A 23,288-nucleotide genomic window follows, 5' to 3' on the forward strand; every position below is an offset into this window, starting at 1 on the left:
GTCCCCGCTGTCCCACGCGTTACCGAGAGGTTGAGCCGATGACGGACCCCGCCGCAGTGGAACGGGACGCCGCCGAGGCCGCCGCGGCCTTCTCCCATCCGGTCGTCGCGCCGGACGCGAGTGCCGCGTACGGGGAACACCCCGACCAGGTCGTCGACTTCTACGCCCCGCGCGGCGAGGCGCGGGGCCCGGTCCCCCTCGTCGTCGTGCTGCACGGCGGCGCGTGGCGGGCTCCGTACGACCGGCAGCACGTCACCCCCTTCGCCGACTTCCTGGCCCGGAGGGGTTTCGCCGTCGCGAACGTCGAGTACCGGCGCGGCCGTTCCCTTCCGAACCAGGGCGCCGAGGGTCCGGTCGCCGGGCGCTGGCCCGAGACCTTCGACGACGTCGCCGCGGCGCTGGACGCCCTCCCGGGGCTCGCCGCCGCCGCGCTGCCGCAGGCCGATCTCCGCCGCGTCGTCGTCACCGGCCATTCGGCCGGCGGCCACCTCGCGCTGTGGGCCGCGGCACGGCACGTCCTCCCGGACGGCTCCCCGTGGCGGCTGCCCGCCCCGCCGCCGCTGCGCGGCGTGGTGGCGCTGGCCCCGATCGCCGACTTCGCGGTGGCGCAGGAGCTGGGCGTCTGCGGCGGCGCGAGCGGCCAGCTGCTCGGCGGTCCGGAGCACTTCGACGCCCGCCTGCCCTTCGCCGACCCGGCGGCCCTGCTCCCGACGGGCATCGCCACCGCGGTGGTCCAGGGCCGCGGCGACATCGTGGTCCCGCAGCAGGTGGCGGAGGCGTACGTGGCCGCCGCCGCGCGGGCGGGGGAGACGGTCGGGCTGACGCTGCTGGACGCGGTCGGCCACTTCCCGCTCATCGACCCGTCGGCGGACGCGTGCGCGGTGGTCGCGGAAGAGATTTCGCAACTGGCCTGGTAGAGCCCGGCCGGCCGGAACGGGTCAGTCCCGGGCAGAAACGGGCCAACTGCCCCTGCCCCGGACGGTACCCGCATGAGAACCGCCAAAAAGGCTATGTACCCTGATCGGGAATCACCCTGAGCGCGTTCAAAAACGAAAATGGGGGGGCCGGTGCGTAGTCGCCGTCTCGTAATTTCCGCTGCCGCCATCGTTGCGGCCAGCGTTGGTCTCATCCCGGGAATGGCCCACGCGGCCGACCCGGTCAAGCCGGGCGCGCACGGCGTGTCCGCGCCCGCCGGCGACCTGAAGAAGGCCGCGGCGGAGAAGGCGAAGAGCTTCACGAGTCCTGCCGACCGTACGGTCCGGCAGATCGTCCCGGCGGCCGGCAACAAGGCCGCCACCACGCAGTCGCTGGCTGCCGAGGGCAACCCGACCCTCGCGGTCGGTCTTGGGGCCGTGGGCCCGACCGCGCACGCGGTGCGCCTGACGTCCACCGTCACGAGCGCGAGCGCCTCGCTCGCGGTCACCATCACGTGGGGCGACGGGACGACCGACACGACCACCGCCCAGGGCGCCGGTGTGCTCGTCAACGAGCACACCTACGCCGAGGTCGGCTCGTACAAGGTCACCGTCACCGTGGTCGACGCGGCGAACAACATCCAGGCCGTCAACCAGCTCGACTTCGTCACCGAAGGGTCCGACTTCACCCCGTACGGGCCGACCCGCCTCCTGGACACCCGTAGCGGTATCGGTGCCCCGAAGGCCAAGGTCGCCGCGTACGGCAAGGCCCGCGTGAAGGTCGGCGGCAACGGCGGCATCCCCGCCGGGGTCACCGCGGTCGTCCTCAACGTCACCGTCACCAACGCCACCAGCGCCGGGCACGTCACCGCGTACCCGTCGGGCGGCGTGCGGCCGATCAGCTCGAACGTCAACTTCGTCGCCGGTCAGACCGTGCCGAACCTGGTGATCGTGCCGGTCGGCCAGGACGGCTACGTGGAGCTGTACAACGGCGGCTGGGAGTCGCTCGACCTGATCGCGGACGTCACCGGCTACTTCAGCTACAAGGCGGCCAGCGGCTACAACCCGATGTCCCCGGTGCGCGCCGTGGACACCCGCAACGGCACCGGGACGGCCCAGGGCCAGCTCGCCGGCCAGGGTACGTTCAGCGTGCAGATGGCCGGCCGCAACGGTGTCTGGAAGGGCATCAGCGCGGTGGCACTGAACGTGACGGTCACCAACCCGAGGGAAGCCGGTCACCTGACCGTCTTCCCGAGCGGGCAGGCGGCCCCGTCGACCTCCAGCGTGAACTTCACGGCCGGCCAGACGGTCGCCAACTCGGTGATCGTGCCCGTCGGCGCCGACGGCCAGATCAGCGTCCGCAACGGTGCGTGGGCCGGGACCGACGTGATCGTCGACGTCGTCGGCTTCTACACCAACGAGAGCTCGGGCGCCTTCGTGCCGCTGGACCCGGCCCGCATGCTCGACACCCGGGACCCCGTGGACTGGGGCAACGGCCCGCTGGAGGGCCAGGGCTACATCTACATGCGGCCGTTCGGCAAGCCGGACGGTGTCACCGGCTTCGTGTTCAACACCACGGTCACCAACACCCGCGGCGACGGCTTCCTGTCGGTCACCCCGGACCCCAACACGTGGGACTCCTACGGCAACGGCACCGCCCTCTGGCCGGAGCAGCCCACATCCTCCGCCCTGAACTGGACGGCGGGCAAGACCGTCCCGAACCTGGTCCAGGCGAGCGCCGGCGACCACGGCATCGTCGACTTCTGGAACATGGGCTGGGACGACGCCGACCTGATCGTCGACATCTTCGGCTTCTACGACACCAAGTAGTCGGCCCTCCAGCGCTCCGGGCCCGGCCGTCAGGGCCGGCCCCGGGGCGCTGTTCGTCCGGCACGCGTGCGCCCTCACCCGGGCGGGCGCGGCGGACACGCCGAAGGGGCGGTGTGCCGTACGGCGCACCGCCCCTTCGGGCGTTCAGGAACCGCTGCCGCCTAGAGGAACGAGTTGATCTCGATCGTCTCGGTGCGTCCGGGGCCCACGCCGATCGCGGAGATCGGGGCGCCCGACATCTCCTCCAGGGCCTTGACGTACGCCTGGGCGTTCGCCGGAAGGTCCTCGAAGGTCTTCGCCTTGGTGATGTCCTCGGACCAGCCGGGGAGGTATTCGTAGATGGGCTTCGCGTGGTGGAAGTCCGTCTGCGAGTACGGGAGCTCCTCGACGCGCTTGCCGTCGATCTCGTACGCGACGCAGACCGGGATCTGCTCCCAGCCGGTCAGTACGTCCAGCTTGGTGAGGAAGAAGTCGGTCAGGCCGTTCACGCGGGTGGCGTAGCGTGCGATCGGCGCGTCGAACCAGCCGCAGCGACGGTCGCGGCCGGTGGTCACGCCGCGCTCGCCGCCGATGCGGCGCAGGTCCTCGCCGTCCTTGTCGAACAGCTCGGTCGGGAACGGACCCGCACCCACACGCGTGGTGTAGGCCTTCAGGATGCCGATCACGCGGCTGATCTTCGTCGGGCCGACACCCGTACCGGTGCAGGCGCCGCCCGCGGTCGGGTTCGAGGAGGTGACGAAGGGGTAGGTGCCGTGGTCGACGTCGAGCAGGGTGCCCTGGCCGCCCTCGAAGAGCACGACCTTGTCCTCGTCCAGCGCGTTGTTGAGGATCAGGGTGGTGTCGGCGACGTACGGCTTGATCTGCTCCGCGTACTGGAGCATCTCCTCGACGATCGCGGCGGCGTCGATCGCGCGGCGGTTGTACAGCTTCGCGAGGAGCTGGTTCTTGCCTTCGAGCGCCGCTTCGACCTTCTGGGTGAGGATCGACTCGTCGTAGAGGTCCTGGACCCGGATGCCGACGCGGTTGATCTTGTCCGCGTAGGTCGGGCCGATGCCGCGGCCGGTGGTACCGATCTTGCGCTTGCCGAGGAAGCGCTCGCCGACCTTGTCGAGGGTGACGTTGTACGGAGTGATCAGGTGCGCGTTGCCGCTCAGGAGCAGCTTGGAGGTGTCGATGCCGCGCTCGTTCAGGCCGCGCAGCTCGGAGAGCAGGACGGCCGGGTCGACGACGACGCCGTTACCGATGACCGGGGTGCATCCGGGGGAGAGGATGCCGGAAGGGAGAAGGTGCAGCGCGTACTTCTGGTCGCCGACGACGACCGTGTGGCCGGCGTTGTTGCCACCCTGGTAGCGCACTACATAGTCAACGGATCCACCGAGCAGGTCGGTGGCCTTTCCCTTGCCCTCGTCACCCCACTGAGCTCCGAGCAGCACAAGAGCGGGCACAGGCGTACACCTCTTCCGGATGGGGCATGTCCAAGGTCAGGGGGCGTACGACGATGTACACCGCAGGCTGAGCCGTCGGACCGGTACCCCGGAATAGACGAAGGCCCTGGCGCAATAGCGCAAGGGCCTCTTGCACAAAGATGCTACCCGAGGAAGGACCGAGGTGTCGGCTCCAGAGCCCACCATGAGCCACGCGGGCGCGCCGGTAGGCGGCCTGCTCGTGCTCGTCGACCCGGTCGCCCGCCGTCTTGACGGCGAGTCCGTGCGGATCGCGAAGGATGTGTTGTCAGCGGGAGCTGCGGCGAAAATCTGCCTCCCGGACTCGCAGGAGGAATTCGCGCGGGCTCTTGCCCGCCGGGGCCAACGGCGGCTGGTGATCGTGGGCGACGACCGGGCCCTGGCCCGCACCGTGGGGCTGCTGCACCGGGAGCGGGGGCTGGCCGAAGGTGCCCTTTCGCTGGTGCCGGTGGGGCCCGCGGGGTCCCTGGTGCTGGCCGGGTCGCTCGGCGTGCCGCTGTCCGCGGTCACCGCGGCGCGGGCGGTCCTGGAGGGGGCGCAGCGGTTGTGCGACCTGCTGGTGGACGACAGTGACGGGGTGGTCCTGGGCGGTCTGCGGATCCCGCCGCTGCGGGGGGCCGGACCCCCGGCCGGGCCGTCCGTGTGGACCGCGTACCGCTCGCTGGTACGGACGCTGGTCCGTCCGGCGGGGCCGAGCACGGCGGGCCGGCTGCGGCTGCGGGTCGAGGCGGACGGGGTGGTCCTGGCGGATGTGGACCGGCCCGTGGAGGAGGTCGCGGTGGCGGTGGGGAGCGACGGCGGCCTGGCGGAGGTCGTGGTCCGCACGGGCGGCGGCGGCGCGGCCTCGGAGGTGACGGCCCGGGCGAAGACGGTCACCGTGTCGGGCGCGGACTTCCGCTACCGGGCCGACGGGGCGGTGACCGGCCCGGTGCGCCGCCGGACGTGGAACCTGCACCCGGGGGCGTGGACCCTCACGCTGCCCCGGTGACGCGTGGGGCGGTGCCGGGTGCCGCGGTGACGCGTGATGCGGTGCCTGGTGACGCGGGGATGCCTGACGCGGTGCCTGGTGACGCGGGGATGCGTGGCGTGCTCGCCGACCGGCGGCGGGACGGGATGCCGCTGTGCCTGCTGCCGGTGTTCCGCCGGCCGACGGCGGTCGCGGCGGTCCTCACCCGGCCGGCGGCGCTGGTGGTGCCGCTGAGCCCGGTGGTGCTCGGGGTGCGGGAGTTCCGGGCCGCGCGGCGCGCGGGCCGGGACCTGCGGGACCCGGCCGCGCGCTGCACCTCATACGGGGCCGTCGTGATCAGGGCCGCGTGACGGCTACCGGTGGTGGTCCTGGACGCCGGCCCGGTGCTGGCCCTGGCCCTGGGCCTGGCCCTGGGCCTGGGCCTGCCGGGCCGACGGGTCCTGTCGCCGCGCCCGTGGACGCGTACGGTCCGGGCGCCGGACACCGTCGAGGTGTGGCCGGCCGGGGATCCCTCGGTCGGCGGCGTGCCGTGGGCCCCGGTGGCCCGCCGGCCGGGGCGCGCCCGCGAGGCGCACCTTGCCGGTCACAGCACTAGCCCGTCCGGTCGAGGTGCAGGGTCGCCTTGTGGGCCCGCCAGCGGTCCATCATGCCCAGCAGCTCACCCTGCATGAACTCGAAGAACGCGGCCGTCTCGGCGATGCGCGTACCGGCCGCCGAGTCGGAGCCGAGGCTCGCGGCGCCCTCGCGCAGGGTCTTCTCCCACAGGGTCAGCACCTGGTCCCGCCGGGTGAAGGTTTCGTACCAGAGCTCGTTGTGCAGCACGTAGCGGTCCCGCCGGGAGCCCGGTTCCCGTTCCCGGCTGACCATGTTGACCTGGGTCAGGTAGGACACGGCTCCGGACACCGCCGCCGGGCTGATCTGCAGTGCCTCGCCCAGTTCCGCCGAGGTCATCGCGCCCTCGTCGCTCGCCAGCAGCTGCGCGAAGACCCGTGCGGCCATCCGCTGCATCCCCGCCTCGGTCAGCTGCGCGGCGAACCGCTCCACGAAGCGCGAGACCGCTTCCTCGTTCCGCGCCGCCGGCACTGCCATGTCTTCCGCCACCTTCCCGACTTTACGCGATTTCCGAGCTTCACAAATTTGTGAAAGTAGCGTACGTTCAGAATCATGACGATGGCCATCAGCGTCGCCGGACTCCACAAGACGTTCGGCCGCACCCACGCACTGGACGGACTCGACCTCTCGGTCGCCACCGGCGAGGTCCACGGCTTCCTCGGCCCCAACGGCTCCGGCAAGTCCACGACCATCCGGGTCCTGCTGGGCCTGCTGCGCGCCGACTCCGGCGCCGCCGAACTCCTCGGCGGCGACCCCTGGGCCGACGCCGTGGCCCTCCACCGCCGCGTCGCCTACGTACCCGGCGATGTCACGCTGTGGCGCAACCTCTCCGGCGGCGAGGTCATCGACCTCCACGGACGGCTGCGCGGAGGTCTCGACCGGGCCCGCCGCGCCGAGCTGATCGAGCGGTTCGAACTCGACCCGACCAAGAAGGGGCGTACGTACTCCAAGGGCAACCGGCAGAAGGTCGCCCTCGTCGCCGCCTTCGCCTCCGACGCCGAACTGCTCATCCTCGACGAGCCCACATCCGGCCTCGACCCGCTGATGGAGGAGGTCTTCCAGGACTGCGTCGTCCAGGCCCGCGCCGCCGGGCGCACCATCCTGCTCAGCTCGCACATCCTGAGCGAGGTCGAGACCCTCTGCGACCGGGTCAGCATCATCCGCAAGGGCCGCACCGTGGAGACCGGCACGCTCGCCGACATGCGCCACCTCACCCGTACGTCGATCAGCGCCGAACTCGCCGGCCCGCCGAACGGCATCTCGCACCTGCCGGGCGTGTACGACGTGCAGGTCCAGGGGCTGAAGATCCGCCTCCAGGCCGATACCGACAAACTGGACGCCGTCCTGCGCTCCCTCACCGCGTCGGGTGTGCGGTCGCTGACCTCGACCCCGCCCACCCTCGAAGAGCTGTTCCTGCGCCACTACACCGAAGAGGCGTCGCGATGAAGGACCAACTGGCGGGCACCGGCGTGCTGCTCCGGCTCGCCCTGCGCCGCGACCGCGTGATGATGCCGGTCTGGGTCCTGGTCACGGCCCTGCTGGTGGTGAGCATGCCCGGCTCGCTGGGCAGCGTGTACGAGAGCGCCGCCGAACGCGCGGAGATCGCCGCCTTGATGAACGCCAACAGCTCGATGCGCGCCATGTACGGGCCGGTCTTCGGCGACTCGCTGGGTGCTCTGACCGCCTGGCGGATCGGCGTCTACGGCGCCGTCCTCGCTGCCGTGATGAGCCTGGCCATCGTCATCCGGCACACCAGGGAAGAGGAGGAGACGGGCCGTCAGGAGCTGCTCTCCGCAGCGATGGTGGGCCGGCGGGCCCCGATGAGCGCGGCCCTGCTGGCCGCCCTCGTGGCCAACGCGTGCGTCGCGCTGCTCGTCACGGGCGGCCTCGCGGGACAGGGCGCGCCGGGTGCGCTCGCCCTCGGGCTGGCCATGGCGGGCGCCGGGATGCTCTTCGCGGGCACGGCGGCCATCGCCGCCCAGCTGACCGAGAGCGCCCGGGCCGCCAAGGGGATCACGGCCGCCGTGCTCGGCGCCGCCTTCGTGCTGAAAGCGGCCGGCGACGCCGGTACGGCCGGCGGCGAGTCGCTGCTGACCTGGCTCTCGCCGCTCGGCTGGGTGGAGAACGTACGGGCCTTCGCCTCGATGCGCTGGTGGGTGCTCGCGCTGCTCGCCGTGGCCGTCGTGGTGCAGGCGGGCGCCGCGTACGTGCTGGCCGGGCGCCGTGACCTGGGCATGAGCTTCCTGCCGACCCGGCCGGGGCCGGCCGAGGGACGCCTGGGGACGGCGGGCGCGCTGGCCTGGCGGCTGCAGCGCGGCAGCGTGTTCGGCTGGAGCGCGGGCTTCCTGGTCGCCGGTGTCGTCTTCGGCGGGATGGCGCAGGGCGCGGCCGACGTGGTCGGCGGCAATGAGAAGACCCGTCAGATCATCGAGCGGATGGGCGGGCAGAGCGGACTCACCGACGCCTTCCTCGCAGCGATGGCCGGGCTGCTGGGCCTGGTCGCCGCGCTCTACATCGTCTCCTCCGTGCTGCGGCTGCAGGGTGAGGAGAGTTCGGCGCGCGCCGAACCGGTGCTCGCGAACGCCGTCGGCCGGCTGCGCTGGGCAGGAGTCCACCTCGCCGTCGCGTTCGGCGGCTCGGCGCTGATCTTGCTGCTGGGCGGTCTCGGGCTGGGCCTCGGGCACGGCGAGGAGGTGGGCGCGGTGGTGGGCGCCACCCTCGCGCAGCTCCCGGCGGTGTGGGTGATCGGAGCGGTGGCAGCTCTCCTGTACGGCGCCTTGCCCAAGTACGCGGCGGCCGCCTGGGCGGTGGCCGGGATCGTGCTGGCCCTGGGCTGGGTCGGCCCGGCGCTGAACCTCCCGGAGGCGGTCCTGGACCTCTCGCCCTTCGCCCACCTGCCCAAGCTCCCGGGCGCGCAGGCCGTGGCCTGGACCCCGCTGCTGATCCTGACGGCCCTCGCGGTGGCCCTCACGGGGGCCGGGCTGGCCGCCCTGCGCCGCCGGGACCTGGTCGCCTGACGCCCGCCCCGGCAGACGCCGCGCCCCGGCAGACCCTTCCGGCCACAGCACTAGAACTGCACGAGCAGTTCGCGCAGGCCCCGGATGACGTAACCGTCCTGCCACTGCGGCTCCTTGACGAGCCGCAGGGGCGGGACCCCGTCTGCCAGCAGTGCTCCGAAGGAGGCCTCCAGCTCCCGGCGCGCCAGCGGCGCCCCCAGGCAGTAGTGGATTCCGGCGCCGAAGCTGAGGTGCGGATTGTCGGCCCGTACGAGGTTCAGGACGTCGGGATCGTCGAACCGCGCGGGATCGCGGTTCGCGGACCCGAAGAGCAGCGCGACCTCGGCTCCGCGGGGGATGTCGGTGTCCCCGATCCGGATGTCGTCGAGGACCCAGCGCTCGAACATCTGCAGAGGTGTGTCGTAGCGCATGAGTTCATCCACAGCTGTGGACAACTTTTCGGGATCGTGCCCCTCGCGGAGGGCGGCCAGCTCGCCGGGGTTGCGGAACAGCGCCCACCAGCCGTTGGCGGTGGTGTTGACCGTGGCTTCGTGCCCGGCGTTCAGGAGGAGCACGCAGGTGGAGATCATCTCCTGCTCGCTGAGCCGGCCCTCCTCATCGTGGGCGGCGATCAGCCCGGAGATCAAATCCTCGCCGGGGCGTGCGCGCCGCTCCCTGATCAGCTCCCGCAGGTACGCGCTGAACTCGACGCTCGCCCGCACCGCCCGTCGCGCGGTCTCCTCGTCCGGCCGGAGCTCGAACATCCCGCAGATGTCCGCCGACCAGGGCCGCAGCAGCCCCCGGTCCGCCTCCGGGACGCCCAGCAGCTCCGCGATCACCGCCACCGGCAGCGGCTCGGCGACGGCCGTGAGCAGATCCCCGCCCCCGTCCGCCAGCAGCCGCCCCACCAGTTCCCCGGCCATCCGCCGTACGGCGGGCACGAGCCGCTCCACCGTGCGCGGGGTGAAGGCCTTCGCCACCAGCCTGCGCACCCGTGCGTGCGCGGGATCCTCCAGGTCCAACAGCCCGTTGCTGTTGAGCACGTGGAAGGCCTCGTGTTCCGCCGGCGGGGGAGTGCGCCCGAACTCCTCGTGCGAGAACCGGTGCAGATAGGTCCTCCCCAGCCGCCGGTCCCGCAGCAGCGCACTCACGTCGGCGTAGTGCGGCACCAGCCACTGCCCGGTGGCCTCGCACCACACGGCCCGACCCTGCTCGCGCAACTCCCGGTACGCCGGATACGGATCGGCGACGAACTCGGCATCCCACGGATCAAAGCCCATACCCGCACCCTATGCCGGGGTCACCAGCCGGGTCTCGTAGGCGAACACCGCCGCCTGGGTGCGATCCCGCAGGCCCAGCTTCACCAGGATCCGGCTCACATGGGTCTTGATCGTGGACTCGGCGACGATCAGCCGGGCCGCGATCTCCCCGTTGGACAGCCCCTGCGCGATCAGTACCAGCACCTCCTTCTCCCGCTCCGTCAACTCGCCGATGCCTCCCGGGTCCGCGAGCTTCGGCGTCTCGGCGAGCTTCGAGAATTCCAGGATCAGCCGCTTGGTCACCGACGGCGCCAGCAGCGCCTCCCCGGCCGCCACCACCCGGACCCCGTCGGCGAGCTGACGGGCCGACGCGTCCTTGAGGAGGAACCCGGAGGCCCCGGCCCGCAGAGCCTGGTACACGTACTCGTCGAGGTCGAAGGTCGTCAGGACCAGCACCTTCGCGTCCGTGTCGGCCGCCACGATCTCCCGTGTCGCCTCCAGCCCGTTCATCAACGGCATCCGGATGTCCATCAGCACCACGTCCGGCCGCAGCGCCGCCACCTGCGCGATGGCCTCACGGCCGTCGACCGCCTCGCCCACCACCTCGATGCCGTCCATGGCGTTCAGCAGGACGGAGAACCCCTCGCGCACCATCATCTGGTCGTCGACGATCAACACCCTGATCGTCACGGCGTGCCCGCCTCGGGCCCGGCCCCGGAAGGCGCCACCGGCTCCGGACGGTGGCGCACCGGTATGAACACCGCCACCTCGTACCCTCCCGTCCCGGTGTCACCGGCCGTCATCTCGCCCTCCAGCATGGCCACCCGCTCCCGCATTCCGGTGATCCCGTGCCCGGCACCCGGCGACGGCTGCACATTCCCGGTCGGCGCCCCGTTCACGACGCGTATCCCCAGGCCGCCCAGCACATACGACACCTCCACGGAGGCCGCCGCCCCCGGCGCGTGCCGCAGCGTGTTGCTGAGAGCCTCCTGGATGATCCGGTACGCCGACAGCTCCACCCCCTGCGGCAGCTCCCGCACCGCACCCGTGACCGTCTTCTCCACGCTCAGCCCGGCCTCCCGCACGTTGGCCAACAGCCCTTCGAGCGAGGCCAGCGTCGGCTGCGGCGCGTCCGGAGCCTCGTAGTCGGCGGAGCGCACCACGCCCAGCACCCGCCGCAGCTCCGTCAGCGCCGCCACCGCGTTCTCCCGGATGGTGACGAACGCGGCCTCCAGCTCCGGCGGCGGGTTCTTCACCCGGTACGGCGCGGCCTCCGCCTGGATCGCCACCACCGACATGTGGTGGGCGACCACGTCGTGCAGTTCCCGCGCGATCGTGGTCCGCTCCTCCAGCAGCGTCCGCTTGTCCCGCTCGACGGCCGTGACCTCCTGCTGCGCGCTCACCTCGGCCTTGGCACTGCGGCGTATCTGGATGCTGCTCGCGATCGTCAGCGCGATGGCCGAGGTCACGGCCATCTCGGGCAGGTTCGTCCCGTACCGGTTGTTGAGCAGGACCGACATCGCGAGGCCGAGGACCAGGGTGAGGGTCCACATCCACCCGGCCACCCGGGGTCCGGTCCGCAGGGTGACGAGGACCATGACCGCGATGTAGGAGACGAAGGCGCCCGGGCTCCAGGGCCAGTTGCCCCCGCCCAGTCCGGGGATCGCGCCGAGCACCAGCGTCATCGCGACCGCGGCCCACCAGGCGGCGACCGGCCGCACCAGCGTCATCAGGACCGGCGCGGCGGCGACCACTCCGGTGAACAGGACTCCAGCATCGCCGAGATACCCCGAGCCGGAAGTCCCGGTGAACAGGACGAGGAAGAAGGCCAGCGCGATCACCGCCGCGTACCGGCTCCACGGCGCGTACCGGCGTATCGGAGCGGGCATCCGTCTCATGAAGCGCCCCGGGGTCTCCACCAGCGGCAGCGGCCGGTAGGCCATCGCCTCGGTGAGGAGGTCCTGGCGCAGGGTCGCGATCACCTCCGATGCCACTCGGAACTCAGGCGTCCGGGTTGTCCCCCCGGTGGTCGTCTCGGTCATAACAGAACCGTAGGTCCGCACGGCCGTAGTCCGCGTCGCCGCTGATGGGGATTTCCCGGGCTCCCTCTCAAGTACTACGCGGGGCAGATCAGTAGCCCGTCGGACGGACCAGGCCCGTCTCGTACGCGAACACCGCGGCCTGCGTACGGTCCCGCAGGCCCAGCTTCACGAGGATCCGGCCCACATGGGTCTTCACCGTCTGCTCCGCCACGGTCAGGTGCGCCGCGATCTCGGCGTTCGACAGGCCCTGGGCCACGAGCGACAGGACCTCGGTCTCCCGCTCGGTCAGCTCGTCGATACGCGCCCGCGACGGCGCGCGCGGCGCCCCCAGCCGGGAGAACTCCGTGATCAGCCGCTTCGTGATGTTCGGCGAGAGCAGCGCCTCCCCGGCCGCCACCACCCGCACCGCCTCCGCGAGCTGATCGGCCGAGGCGTCCTTGAGCAGGAACCCGGAGGCTCCGGCCCGCAGCGCCTCGTACACGTACTCGTCGAGGTCGAAGGTGGTCAGCACCAGCACCTTGACGGTGGCGCCGGAGGCGCCCGTGATGACGGAGGTCGCTTCGATACCGCCCATCCCCGGCATGCGGATGTCCATCAGGACGACGTCCGGACCCAGCTCGCCGACCTTGGCCACGGCGTCCGCCCCGTCCACGGCCTGGCCGACCACCTCGATGTCCGGCTGGGCGTTGAGAAGCACGGTGAAGCCCTGCCGGACCATCATCTGGTCGTCGGCGATCATCACCTTGATCGGGGTGCTCATGAATCCCTACTTCGTCTCGGGTGCGGAGCCGCCGGGCTGGTGCTGCGGGTCCATCGGGAGTACGGCGGTCACCTCGTACCCGCCGTCGGGGCGCGGTCCGGCGGCCAGCTCGCCCCCCAGCATGCCTGCCCGCTCCCGCATCCCCAGCAGCCCGTGCCCCGCGCCCGGCGAGGGCGGGGCCGGCCGCGTCGGCGCGGTGTTGGCGACACACAGGTGCAGGTCGCGTGGCCCGTAGGCGATGCCGACCTCCACTTGCGAACCCGGCGCGTGGCGCAGGCAGTTGCTGAGCGCCTCCTGCACGATGCGGTACGCGGTGAGCTCGACGCCGGGTGTCAGTGGCCGCCGTATCCCCGCGAACTCGGTGGTGACATCGAGCCCCGCTCCCCGCACGTTGTCCACGAGGCCGTCCAACTCGGCGAGGGTGGGCTGCGGATGGTGGGGGTTCGCCGGATCGTCCGGCTGCTCGGAGCGCAGCACGCCCAGCACCCGGCGCAGTTCCGTGAGGGCCTCCAGCGCGTTCTCCCGGATGCCCGCGAGGTTCTCCTTGAGCTCCTGGGACGGGTTCTCCACGAGATGCGGGGCTACCTGGGCCTGGATGGAGATCACCGACATGTGGTGCGCGACGACGTCGTGCAGCTCACGGGCGATTCGGCTGCGTTCCTCCAGCAGCGTGCGCCGGGCACGCTCCTCCGCGGTGAGGGACTCCTGCTCGACGAGCTTGCCGCGGGCCAGACGCGTCGCGCGGAGCGCGTAGCCGAGGACGCCGACGAAGCCGAAGAGGAGCGTCACTCCCGCGAGCACCGTCTGGCTGTTCTCCGGCCTGAACACCGCCTCGACCAGAACGGAGTAGAGGATCGAGACGCTGACGACCCCGATCGTCACCCGGGGCGGCACCCGCAGGGCCACCAGGAGGATCAGCGGTGCGAACGTGAAGGCCCCGGCGGGTGTCCACGGCCAGGACTGGCCCTGACCGACGTCGTCGTAGATCGTCCACGCGACCAGGGCCGCGGAGACGAGGCCGAGCCACCAGCCGGCGAGGGGCCGGAACATCCCGAGCACGATGGAGGCAGCGGTCAGGAGGCCCATCTGGACGACCGGGCCACCCGTGACGTGGTAGTGGTCCTCCAGCTGCGCCACCGTGAGTGCGCACGACGCCACGGCCGCGTAGACGACGCCCACATGCGGAAGCCAGGCCAGCCAGCGCGGCCGCGACATGCGGGGCAGTGGGTCCCACTTCAGGGTGAGCAGCTCCAGGGCCAGGCCGCGCAGCGCGAGACGGACGCTGCGGCCCTTACGGGCGTCGGCTACCTGGAATTCGCTCGGCTCGGTCACGGGCTCCAGCCTAGGCATGGGTGATTTCCTTACTGGCGGCCGTCGCCCGGTCGTGGGAGCGGGCGACGATGCGGCTGGGGCCCTCCGGCACGGGGCGGCCGCCCCCCTCGTAGGTGCGGAACGCGACCCAACACACCGTCAGCGCGAGCGCGAACACCGGCAGCCACAACAGCCTGGCCGCCAGCCACTCCACCGACCCGGGCACGGTGTGCAGCCCGGGCAGGTCGGCAGGAGCCAGCAGCCCCAGGGCGGTGACGGCCATCATGGCGGTCTGGTGCCAGAGGAAGATCGTCATGGCGGAGAGGTTCACCAGGGCCACCTTCGCCCAGGCCGCCGGGCACCGCATGGCGCGCGCCAGAGGCTCGCGGAGCAGCAGGGCCAGCCCGCACTGGGTCAGTCCGAACGCGACCGCCGCGAGCGTCGGCGGGTTCAGGTTCGACACGGCGGCTCCGGGGACACCCACCATGGACGCCGGGTAGCCGCCCCACAGGATCAGCGCCGCGGTGGCGAAGGCACCCGCGGTGAGCAGGAGGAGCGCGGGACCGCGCCGGGCGAACGCCCCGTGGGACCATGCGGCGCCCAGCGTGTAGGGGACCATCCAGCCCGCGGCCACATTGACCCAGCCGGTCCACTCGGGCCCTGCGAGTCCGAAGCGGCACAGGTCGACACCCGCCACCACGGCCAGCGGCCACACGGGGTTGAGCCGTGACACCAGCGGGGTCGCGGCGGTCAGCGCGGCGAAGACGAGGAGGAACCAGAGAGGGGAAAGGACGAGCTTGACCAGCGTCTGGACGGTGTTCAGCTCGACTCCGCCGATGAGCATCCCGCCCGCGACGACGGTCCACAGGGTGAGTACGGCGGCGACCGGACGGAACAGCCGGCCCAGCCGCTGCCCGACCCAGGCGCGGTACGAATCCCCGCGCTCCCGCGCCGAGGCGTAGCCGCGGGCGGCGACACGGCCGCCGACGAGGAAGAAGACGGCGAGGGTCTGGAACACCCAGGACACCGGGGCGAGCCAGGACATGTGCGCGAGCGGGCTGGTGTTGCTCAGGCCGCCATCGGCGGTGGTCAGAGCCGTGACCAGCCAGTGGCCGAGCACCACGCCGAGGATCGCGAAGGTCCGCAGCGCGTCCACGGCGCGGTCCCGGTCGGCCGGGGTGGCCGCGTCGATGCCCTCCGCCAGCCCGGACCAGCGGGCGCGGAGCTTACGCATGAGGGACCTCCGGGGCGGTGGTGGCGGGGGCGGTGGCGGCGGTGCCGAGGACGATGGCCGCCAGGCTGTCGAGGGACCGGGTGCCGGGCTTGAGGTAGTCGCTGTGCCCGGCCGGGCCGGCGGCGAAGGACCGTGCTCCGAATGCGGGGTCGACGGGGTCGGTACCGAAGCCGATCCGGCCGAGCCGGACGTGCGGGACGTCGCCTATCCAGTCGCCGCCGCCCCGCCCGGCCCAGACGCGGGCATCCGTCGGCAGGTCGCCGGCGGAGCCGGCCCCGGTCCCGGGGCTGCCGAAGAGGACCACGTCGGTGACCTCGGGCCCGGTCGTGGTCCGGGCGCAGACCACGGAGCCGTACGAGTGGCACAGGAGGGAGATCTGGGCGCCGGACCCCGCCATGTCCCGCAACCGGGGCAGGAAGGGCCCCAGTTCGGCGGCGGCCTCGTCGGCGCGATCGGCGGTCAGGACGGTCGTGCTGGCCGTGCCGGGGGTGTCGTACCCGAGCCAGGCGACCACGGCCGAGTGCGGATGCTCGGCCTGGAGGCGCCGGCTAAGGGAGACGGCCCCGGCGCGGAACCTCTGGTAGGTGTCGAGCGTCGTGTCGGACCCGGGCACCAGAACGGTGACCCGGTCGGCGGTCTCCAGGTCGCCGAACACCTCGACGGCCCGGCCCCGTCCGCGGCCGTCGAAGGTGAGGAACCGCGCCTCACCGGCCGCGTCCATGGCGCGCAGCTTGGCGGCCCGGCCGGTGCGTCCCGCGGCCCCGGCCATACGGGCCGCCTCGGCGAGGTTGGCGCGGTTGTCGGCGTACCGGTCGTGCGGTGCGGTGTCGTCCGCGAACACGACGGGCGCCGGCGCGGGGACGCCGGGGGAGGCGGCGGCGGACACGGGGACCACGACCGCCGCCGCGACCAGCGCGGCCAGCAGCGTGCGCCGCAGCCGCCCTCTCGAACCGTTGCCCCGCCCCGCCCCGGACCCCGACTCCGCCCCGGACCGCGCCCCGGACCCCGACTGTGACCGCGGCCCCGACCCCGTAGGCCCACTGGTGCCCGCCGTCGTGCCCACGGTCGTCGTCCCCGCCGCCATCGTCTCTTCCTTCGGTCAGGAAGAGCCGTCACCGCCCTTCTCTGCTACAGAAGTTAGAAATCCGGACCCCTCGTCGGCGTCACGCTCCAGAGCCGTGTTCGCGCGTAGCTCTCAGGTATGACGGGGGCTACTTGAGAGCCACGAAGCCCAAGTCGGCTCAACCACTCACCGGTTAGGGTCCAGGCATGACCGAGACCGACTGGCGTCGCGACCGTATCGGCAGCGCGCACCGCGGGGAGAACCCCACCGTCCTGCGCCGCCTCGACTCCGGTTTCGCCGTGATCGGGGACCGGCAGTTCCTACCGGGATACTCCGTGCTGCTGACCGACGACCCCGCCGTGACCCGCCTCTCCGACCTCCCCCGGGCGCGCAGGACCGCGTACCTCAGCGACCTGGAGCGCCTCGCCGAGGCCGTCGAGCGGGCCTGCCGACGGCTCGACCCCGCCTTTCGCCGCGTGAACATCGAGATCCTGGGCAACACCGACCCGTACCTGCACACCCACATCTGGCCCCGCTACGACTGGGAGTCCGCCGACCGCGTGCGGCTGCCCGTGTGGTTGTACGAGGAGGAGTGCTGGCGTGACGGGCAGTACGCGCTGAGCCACCGGCACGACGGCCTCCGGGCCGCCATCGGGAAGGAACTGGACTCCCTCACCGACCAGTCCGGACAACACACTTAGGCCGTCGCAACGCCTAGGACGTCGTCGCCACCCGCATGCCGAAGCCGATCAGGACCACGCCCGTCACGCGGTCCAGTGCGCGCCGGACGCGCGGTCGCGCGAAGAAGAGCCGGGCGCGCGAGAGGACGTACACGTACGTGCCCAGCCAGACCACGGTCAGCAGCACGTGGACCAGGACCAGCAGCGTCATGCCCGCCGCCGGGCGAAGGCCGGGCGGGGCGAGGGTGGGCAGCAGTCCCGTGTAGAAGACGGCGATCTTGGGGTTGAGGGCGTTGGCGACCAGGCCGGTGCGCCAGGCGCCTCTGTGAGTCCCGCCTGCTCCGCCTACTCCGCCTGCTCCACCCGTCCCGCCCGGCTCCGCGAGGTCACCGGCCGGTTCCGCGCCCGGCTCCCCGCGCAGCGACTGGACGCCCAGCCAGCACAGGTACGCGGCGCCCGCGAGCTTCACCGCCAGGTACACCTCCGCCGACGCGGCGAGCAGCGCGGCCAGGCCCGCCACGGTGAGGGCGCCCCACAGCAGCAGTCCGACCGCGATCCCGGCGACGGTGCGCAATCCGTCGGCGCGCCCCCGGGTCACCGCCCGCTTCGTCACGACCGCCATGTCGGGACCGGGAACGAGGGTCAGGAGCGCCAGGACGCCGGTCGCGCCGAGCAGCGGGGTGAGGTGGTGGCCGAGCACGCGGCTCAGTCTGCCACCAGGGGTTCCACGTAGCCCGCCCGCCACCGCGGTGCCGGGTCCTGGCCGGGGCTGGTCCAGTACTCCCGCGCCCCGACGATCTCCCCGTCCCGCACCGTCCACAGGGAGACGGCCCGGTAGACCACGTGGTCCTGAGGTATCTCCACCTCGGTGACGACGAGGTCGCCGTCCGCCAGGATCCGCAGTAGTTCCACGGATCTCTCGTCGGCGTACCCGTCGTCGCTGTTGACGGCTATGAAGTTGGCCCGCCCCACGATGCGCTCGCCGCTCACGGGCCACTCGATGACCGCGTCCTCGGCGATGAGCTTGGCCACGCCGTCCCAGTCGCGTGCCCCGATCCGCTCCCACAGTTGTGCCACTACGTTCAACGGCTCCATCCCGGCAGTTTCCGACGGTGCTTCGACGCGTAACAAGCCCTGTTCGCAGGCTTATTGACTTCGACACAATCGCTGCGGCCGGGCGCCGGTCACAGGGGCGCCGTCCAGGCGCAGGCGAAGCCGGGGTCCTGGACGGCGAGGGACATCACGGGGTCGCCGGCCCCGCCGCGGGTGAGGGTGAGCCGCCAGGTCCGGGTGCCGGCGGTGGCCTGCCAGTTGCTGAGCTACGCCTCGGGGAGACGGGCCGCCCCGGTGGCCGTCGTGGCCGATGCGGCTGCCGTGGTGGGCGTACGGGGGCTGCCGACGGGCGGGCGCGGGTCGTCGGGACCGCTCATCACCGCGTACGTCGTGCCCGCGGACAGGGCGGCGACGGCCGCGGCTACCGCGAGGAAGAGGGCGGTGGAGGTGGTACGGGGGCGCGACGGAGGCCCTGCTTCCGCCTGCGGGTCCGGCGGGTACGACGGGTACGCGGGCGTCGGCCGCGCCGGGCGCCCCCCGCCTCGAACGCCGCGGGGCCGGACGGGCGTGCCTCAGCCCCCGGCGGGGCCGGACGGCCGGACAGGGTCCGGGGACGACGCCGGGACCGGGACCGGGTCCGGGGCCAGGTCCGGGGCCGCGTCCAAGTCCAGGCCCGCGTGGTCCGGGGCGGAGTCCGAGCCCGGCGCCACGCCGGGGACCGGGTCCGGGACCGGCGCCAAGGCCGTGTCCGTGTCCGCGTCCGTATCCGCGTCCGGGAGGGTGGACATGGCGTCCAGGGCCGTCGAGAGGCGTTCCAGGACGCGGACCGTCTCGGCGAAGGCGGCGTCGCCCAGTTCCTCCGCGAGCCTGGTGGCCAAGGACGCGTGGCCCGGCCCGATGCGGGCCACCGCCGCCCGGCCGGCCTCCGTCGGCCGCAGCAGCTTCGCCCTGCGGTGCGCCGGGTTCGGGACGTACTCCGCGAGTTCCTTCGCGGCGAGCAGGTCCGCGATGCGCTGCACGCTCTGCCGGGTGATCCCCATGGCCCTGGCGATGCCCGCGACCGGCAGCGGTTCGTGCAGCACCGCGCCCAGTACCTGCCACCACGCGGCCGTCAGCCCGGCCGGCCGGGCCAGTTCCTCGGAGACCGAGAGGAACTGGCCGTTCAGCCGGAACACCCCGAGCGCGGTCCGGCTCAGCAGGTCCTGCCGGGCGCGGTCCGAGGGCTCACGCATCGCCCGCCTCCGCCGCCGCCGCCAGCACCGGGTACGCGCTCGCGTCCGAGTCGTGGAACAGCCGGTACCACGCGTCCAGGACGTCCGGCTTGTACACGTCCAGGCGCGCGAAGACCTCGCGGGCGAAGGCCACCGGTTCCGTCGGCCCCGCCGTGATCAGGTCGCCGTCCGTCACCGCGTCGGCCTCGACGTACCGCCCGGCGCCGCCGTAGCCCGGCTGCTCCGCCAGGTAGAAGGAGGCCGCGCCGGTGTGGGCGCGGTCGTCCAGCAGACCCTCCCGGGCGAGGCCGGCCGTGGCCCCGCAGATCGCCGCGACCGGCACCCCGGCGGCCAGGAACTCCCTCGCCTTCGCCGCGAACGGCGCCAGGTCCCCGCTCGTGTCCCACAGCGAGGCGCCGGTGAGGATCAGCAGCGAGGAGTCCTGCGGCCGCAGTCCGGACAGGGGCAGGTCGGGCTGGATGCGGACGCCGCCCATGGTGGTGACCGGCCGATCGGCGGTCAGGGCGACGGTGCGGATCCGATGGCCGCGCTGGGTCAGGTGCGCGGTGGTGTGGCCGGTCTCCCAGTCCGCGTACGTGTCGTAGACCGCGAGGTGGACGGGCTTGCGCGGGGTCTCGCTCATGGTGATCGCCTCCGGGTGGGATCCGACGTCCAGGCCAAGCTCTATGACAACAAGCTGTCATGTCGGCAGCATGCTGTCAATCACCGAGGGTCCCGGACGTCCGGGACGCCCCGGACGTCCCGGACGGCCCCCGCGCAACGACAGACTGCCGAGACCGGCCCCCCACCCCCATACAGTCCGCCGATATCCCTTCCCACCTGCGCACTTCTAGCGTGAGGCCATGACCCCTCATGTCGCCTCGCACACCCTCGCCGCGGTGAAGGACGCCGACCGCAAGCACGTCTTCCACTCCTGGTCCGCCCAGGCCCTGATCGACCCCCTCGCCGTCGCCGGGGCCGAGGGGTCGTACTTCTGGGACTACGACGGCAAGCGCTACCTCGACTTCTCCTCCCAGCTGGTCAACACCAACATCGGCCACCAGCACCCCAAGGTCGTCGCCGCGATCCAGGAGCAGGCGGCCCGGCTCTGCACCCTCGCGCCCGGCTTCGCCGTCGACGTCCGCTCGGAGGCCGCACGCCTCATCGCCGAGCGGACCCCCGGCGACCTGGACAAGATCTTCTTCACCAACGGCGGCGCCGAGGCCGTCGAGAACGCCGTCCGCATGGCCCGTCTGCACACCGGTCGGCAGAAGGTGCTGTCCACCTACCGCTCGTACCACGGCGCCACCGCCGCCGCGATCAACCTCACCGGCGACCCGCGCCGCTGGCCCTCCGACACGGCCGCCGCCGGCGTCGTGCACTTCTGGGGCCCGTACCTCTACCGCTCCGCCTTCCACGCCACCACCGAGGCCGAGGAGTGCGCCCGCGCCCTCGCCCACCTCGCCGACACCATCGCCTTCGAGGGGCCGCAGACCATCGCGGCGATCATCCTGGAGAGCGTGCCCGGCACCGCGGGCATCATGACTCCGCCGCCCGGCTACCTCGCGGGCGTGCGCGAACTCTGCGACCGCCACGGCATCGTCTTCATCCTGGACGAGGTCATGTCCGGCTTCGGCCGCACCGGCCGGTGGTTCGCCGCCGACCACTGGGACGTCACCCCCGACCTGATCACCTTCGCCAAGGGCGTGAACAGCGGGTACGTGCCGCTCGGCGGTGTCGCCATCTCCGCCGCGATCGCCGAGACCTTCGCCACACGCCCCTACCCGGGCGGACTCACGTACTCCGGTCACCCCCTGGCCTGCGCCGCCGCCGTCGCGACGATCAACACGATGGAGGAGGAGGGCGTCGTCGAGAACGCCGCCCGCCTCGGCGAGGACGTGATCGGCCCGGGGCTCGCCGAGATCGCCGAGCGCCACCCCTCCGTCGGCGAGGTCCGGGGGCTCGGCACCTTCTGGGCGCTGGAGCTCGTACGGGACAAGGAGACGCGGGAGCCCCTCGTCCCCTACAACGCGGCGGGAGCGGCCAACACGCCGATGGCCGAGTTCGCGGCGGCCTGCAAGGCGTCCGGCCTGTGGCCCTTCGTCAACATGAACCGCACCCACGTCGTCCCGCCGTGCACCATCACGGAGGCGGAGGCGAAGGAGGGTCTGGCTCTGCTCGACGAGGCGCTGACGGTCGCCGACCGGCACACCACCGCCGCGGCCGGATAAGGGCCCGGCCTCCCCGCATTGCCGCAGGTGGCCGGTTTCCGTCCGTATAACGGGCACTGAATCCGCATATCGATCTTCAACCGCTCTATTTCGGCCGCGCTGCCTGGCCTATGGTGTCCGGAGTTCTACAGAGGAGACGGACCCCTATGTCAGGCAGCGGAGCTGTCACCCGCAACACACTTCGCCAGCAGATAGCGGACGCGCTGCGTGACGAGGTGCTCGCGGGGCGCCTGCCGCCGGGAACCGAGTTCACCGTCAAGCAGATCGCCGAGCAGTACGAGGTCTCCGCGACCCCGGTCCGCGAGGCGCTCGTCGACCTCTCGGCCCAGGGGCTGCTCGAACTGGTCCAGCACCGGGGCTTCCGCGTGCGGATCTTCTCCGTGGACGACTTCCGCGGAATGATCGAGGCCCGCGCGCTGGTCGTGGACGGGATCTTCCGCCGGCTCGCCGAGCGCGGCACCGACGTCGGCTCCGGCGAGACGCTGGTGTCGGTGCGCCGCCGCGCCGAGGAGGCGCGGCGGGCCGCGCAGAGCGGATCGCTCGAAGTGCTGATCGGCTACGACCTCCGCTTCTGGCGGGAGCTGAGCGGGCTGGTCGGCAACACCTACATCTCCGAGTTCCTGCACCGCATCCGCGTGCAGTGCTGGGTCTTCGCCGTACCCCACCTCCAGCGCGATCCGCAGCAGCTGCGTGCGGCGCTGTGGGACGGGCACAGCGACCTGGTGGACGCGGTGACCCTCGCGGACGGGGACGCCGTGCGGAGCATCGTGCGGGGCTACAACCAGCACGCCCTGGCCTGGGCCGCCGGACTGTAGCGACCGCCCCTGACCGGGGCGGAGCGGCCCCCTGTCGTGCCCATGGCGTCACCCGCTGTGGACCGGGTTCTGCGCATCCCTTCGCGGAGGGTGTTCGGCCCACTACTCTGGCCGGATCGGCGACAACGACTGATCGGAGCCCGCGTGGCCTGTGACCTGTGGCTGGTCCCCCTTGTCGACGTGCTGTGCCACAGCCCCGACAATCCGTTCGCGGAAGAGATCGCCTCGTACGACAAGGCGCTGGGCGAGGCCGGACTGCCGTCCGTGCCCGTGTTCGCCTACATGCCGGGCCTGAGCGGGGACGTCGCCCCCGTCGCGGGCTTCGACTACGACGCCCTGCACTTCCTCCGCCGGGCGTACCTGCTCCAGATCTGCGGGCTGCCGGTGACGCCGGTGGACGAGCTGGGCGGGGACTACGAGCAGCTGCTGGAGATGTTCGAGCCCACGGCGCAGCAGTCGCACCTGGTGTGGCACTACGACCACGCCGGGGCGTACGTTCCCGTGGACTTCGCGGCGCCGCTGGCGAACGAGGAGCTGCTGGCCGGCGGGGGTCCGCTGGGGTCCGCGCAGGGGCTGCTGCGGGAGCTGTCCTTCGTGGCCCCGGCGATCGGGATAGACCCGGCGAACCCGCCCGCGGCGCCGGCTCCGCCGGGGCGGCCGACGTCGCTGGAGGAGCCCGCGGGGCCGATCCCGTACGACGACAGCCCCTTCGCGCGCGAGCGGCACGTCTGGCTGGGGCTGCACGCGGCCGCGACCCGGAGCCTCGGCCAGGGCTCGATGATCATCTTCAGCTGAGCCGGTCCCCGGGGGCGGGGCGCCGGGGCCGCTGCGCGCAGCCGCTCCCCGC

Annotated in this window: 22 protein-coding genes and 1 pseudogene; 10 read left to right on the plus strand and 13 right to left on the minus strand. The window is 72.4% G+C overall.

Going from position 1 to position 23,288, the window contains the following annotated elements; all coding sequences use genetic code 11:
- The first annotated feature begins 38 nt into the window (after nucleotides 1-38).
- Both ACFCZ1_RS16495 and ACFCZ1_RS16500 read left to right on the plus strand, forming a co-directional pair.
- The gene (locus ACFCZ1_RS16495) at nucleotides 39-917 is read left to right on the plus strand and encodes an alpha/beta hydrolase (RefSeq protein WP_376678971.1); all 879 of its coding nucleotides are present in this window, start codon (nucleotides 39-41) and stop codon (nucleotides 915-917) included.
- Between the two features lie 219 nt (nucleotides 918-1,136).
- A complete protein-coding gene (locus ACFCZ1_RS16500) occupies nucleotides 1,137-2,744 on the plus strand; it encodes a PKD domain-containing protein (protein WP_376678972.1) in 1,608 nt (535 codons plus the stop codon).
- Nucleotides 2,745-2,905: 161 nt separating this feature from the next.
- Here the strand turns inward: ACFCZ1_RS16500 and ACFCZ1_RS16505 are convergent, their stop codons facing one another.
- Nucleotides 2,906-4,189: an adenylosuccinate synthase gene (locus tag ACFCZ1_RS16505; RefSeq protein WP_376678973.1), complete on the minus strand. Its 1,284-nt coding sequence runs from the start codon at nucleotides 4,187-4,189 to the stop codon at nucleotides 2,906-2,908.
- Nucleotides 4,190-4,373: 184 nt separating this feature from the next.
- On the opposite strand from ACFCZ1_RS16505, the gene ACFCZ1_RS16510 reads away from it, so the two are divergent.
- Nucleotides 4,374-5,195, plus strand: coding sequence for a diacylglycerol kinase (locus ACFCZ1_RS16510; protein WP_376679059.1), 822 nt, complete (start codon nucleotides 4,374-4,376; stop codon nucleotides 5,193-5,195).
- 59 nt (nucleotides 5,196-5,254) lie between these two features.
- Nucleotides 5,255-5,524, plus strand: a complete 270-nt coding sequence (locus ACFCZ1_RS16515) for a hypothetical protein (RefSeq protein WP_376678974.1) — start codon at nucleotides 5,255-5,257, stop codon at nucleotides 5,522-5,524.
- Nucleotides 5,525-5,765: 241 nt separating this feature from the next.
- On the opposite strand, the gene ACFCZ1_RS16520 is transcribed toward ACFCZ1_RS16515, so the two are convergent.
- Nucleotides 5,766-6,263 carry a GbsR/MarR family transcriptional regulator gene (locus ACFCZ1_RS16520; protein ID WP_376678975.1) on the minus strand — a complete coding sequence of 166 codons (498 nt, stop codon included), beginning with the start codon at nucleotides 6,261-6,263 and terminating at the stop codon, nucleotides 5,766-5,768.
- 75 nt (nucleotides 6,264-6,338) lie between these two features.
- Between ACFCZ1_RS16520 and ACFCZ1_RS16525 the strand changes: the two genes are divergently transcribed.
- Nucleotides 6,339-7,232 carry an ATP-binding cassette domain-containing protein gene (locus ACFCZ1_RS16525; RefSeq protein WP_376678976.1) on the plus strand — a complete coding sequence of 298 codons (894 nt, stop codon included), beginning with the start codon at nucleotides 6,339-6,341 and terminating at the stop codon, nucleotides 7,230-7,232.
- Nucleotides 7,229-8,803: an ABC transporter permease gene (locus ACFCZ1_RS16530; protein ID WP_376678977.1), complete on the plus strand. Its 1,575-nt coding sequence runs from the start codon at nucleotides 7,229-7,231 to the stop codon at nucleotides 8,801-8,803. The genes ACFCZ1_RS16525 and ACFCZ1_RS16530 overlap by 4 nt, the downstream gene beginning before the upstream one ends.
- 50 nt (nucleotides 8,804-8,853) lie before the next feature.
- Here ACFCZ1_RS16530 and ACFCZ1_RS16535 read toward each other — a convergent pair whose 3' ends face one another.
- From ACFCZ1_RS16535 to ACFCZ1_RS16565, 7 genes are all read right to left on the minus strand, one after another.
- Complete coding sequence (locus ACFCZ1_RS16535) at nucleotides 8,854-10,062, minus strand: cytochrome P450 (protein ID WP_376678978.1); 1,209 nt, start codon at nucleotides 10,060-10,062, stop codon at nucleotides 8,854-8,856.
- A gap of 9 nt (nucleotides 10,063-10,071) precedes the next feature.
- Entirely contained in the window at nucleotides 10,072-10,731 is a 660-nt protein-coding gene (locus ACFCZ1_RS16540; RefSeq protein ID WP_376678979.1) for a response regulator, read from the minus strand.
- On the minus strand, nucleotides 10,728-12,083 hold the full coding sequence (locus ACFCZ1_RS16545; protein ID WP_376678980.1) for a sensor histidine kinase: 1,356 nt from the start codon (nucleotides 12,081-12,083) through the stop codon (nucleotides 10,728-10,730). Before ACFCZ1_RS16545 ends, ACFCZ1_RS16540 begins: the two co-directional genes overlap by 4 nt.
- An 88-nt stretch (nucleotides 12,084-12,171) precedes the next feature.
- Nucleotides 12,172-12,843: a response regulator gene (locus ACFCZ1_RS16550; protein ID WP_376678981.1), complete on the minus strand. Its 672-nt coding sequence runs from the start codon at nucleotides 12,841-12,843 to the stop codon at nucleotides 12,172-12,174.
- Between the two features lie 6 nt (nucleotides 12,844-12,849).
- The gene (locus tag ACFCZ1_RS16555) at nucleotides 12,850-14,175 is read right to left on the minus strand and encodes a sensor histidine kinase (RefSeq protein ID WP_376678982.1); all 1,326 of its coding nucleotides are present in this window, start codon (nucleotides 14,173-14,175) and stop codon (nucleotides 12,850-12,852) included.
- 10 nt (nucleotides 14,176-14,185) lie between these two features.
- Nucleotides 14,186-15,388, minus strand: coding sequence for an acyltransferase (locus tag ACFCZ1_RS16560; RefSeq protein ID WP_376678983.1), 1,203 nt, complete (start codon nucleotides 15,386-15,388; stop codon nucleotides 14,186-14,188).
- Nucleotides 15,381-16,472, minus strand: a complete 1,092-nt coding sequence (locus ACFCZ1_RS16565; protein WP_376678984.1) for an alpha/beta hydrolase — start codon at nucleotides 16,470-16,472, stop codon at nucleotides 15,381-15,383. Before ACFCZ1_RS16565 ends, ACFCZ1_RS16560 begins: the two co-directional genes overlap by 8 nt.
- Before the next feature lie 185 nt (nucleotides 16,473-16,657).
- Between ACFCZ1_RS16565 and ACFCZ1_RS16570 the strand changes: the two genes are divergently transcribed.
- Entirely contained in the window at nucleotides 16,658-17,152 is a 495-nt protein-coding gene (locus ACFCZ1_RS16570; RefSeq protein ID WP_376678985.1) for an HIT family protein, read from the plus strand.
- Between the two features lie 13 nt (nucleotides 17,153-17,165).
- Here the strand turns inward: ACFCZ1_RS16570 and ACFCZ1_RS16575 are convergent, their stop codons facing one another.
- The 4 genes and pseudogenes from ACFCZ1_RS16575 to ACFCZ1_RS16590 all read right to left on the minus strand — a co-directional run bounded on the left by ACFCZ1_RS16575 (nucleotide 17,166) and on the right by ACFCZ1_RS16590 (nucleotide 20,038).
- Nucleotides 17,166-17,831, minus strand: a complete 666-nt coding sequence (locus ACFCZ1_RS16575) for a LysE family translocator (protein ID WP_376678986.1) — start codon at nucleotides 17,829-17,831, stop codon at nucleotides 17,166-17,168.
- A 5-nt stretch (nucleotides 17,832-17,836) separates the two neighbouring features.
- Nucleotides 17,837-18,226, minus strand: coding sequence for a nuclear transport factor 2 family protein (locus ACFCZ1_RS16580; RefSeq protein WP_376678987.1), 390 nt, complete (start codon nucleotides 18,224-18,226; stop codon nucleotides 17,837-17,839).
- A 740-nt stretch (nucleotides 18,227-18,966) separates the two neighbouring features.
- A pseudogene (locus ACFCZ1_RS16585) lies at nucleotides 18,967-19,416 on the minus strand (MarR family winged helix-turn-helix transcriptional regulator); the annotation flags it as partial.
- Complete coding sequence (locus tag ACFCZ1_RS16590) at nucleotides 19,409-20,038, minus strand: DJ-1/PfpI family protein (RefSeq protein WP_376678988.1); 630 nt, start codon at nucleotides 20,036-20,038, stop codon at nucleotides 19,409-19,411. The gene ACFCZ1_RS16590 and the pseudogene ACFCZ1_RS16585, both read right to left, overlap by 8 nt.
- Before the next feature lie 220 nt (nucleotides 20,039-20,258).
- Between ACFCZ1_RS16590 and ACFCZ1_RS16595 the strand changes: the two genes are divergently transcribed.
- The 3 genes from ACFCZ1_RS16595 (at nucleotide 20,259) to ACFCZ1_RS16605 (ending at nucleotide 23,236) form a co-directional block, all read left to right on the plus strand.
- Nucleotides 20,259-21,626 carry an aspartate aminotransferase family protein gene (locus ACFCZ1_RS16595; protein WP_376678989.1) on the plus strand — a complete coding sequence of 456 codons (1,368 nt, stop codon included), beginning with the start codon at nucleotides 20,259-20,261 and terminating at the stop codon, nucleotides 21,624-21,626.
- A gap of 146 nt (nucleotides 21,627-21,772) precedes the next feature.
- A complete protein-coding gene (locus ACFCZ1_RS16600; protein WP_376678990.1) occupies nucleotides 21,773-22,441 on the plus strand; it encodes a GntR family transcriptional regulator in 669 nt (222 codons plus the stop codon).
- Nucleotides 22,442-22,585: 144 nt separating this feature from the next.
- Nucleotides 22,586-23,236: a hypothetical protein gene (locus ACFCZ1_RS16605; RefSeq protein ID WP_376678991.1), complete on the plus strand. Its 651-nt coding sequence runs from the start codon at nucleotides 22,586-22,588 to the stop codon at nucleotides 23,234-23,236.
- Nucleotides 23,237-23,288: the final 52 nt, after the last annotated feature.

The sequence above is a fragment of the Streptomyces sp. NPDC056224 genome (genome assembly GCF_042267665.1).
Lineage (GTDB): Bacteria > Actinomycetota > Actinomycetes > Streptomycetales > Streptomycetaceae > Streptomyces.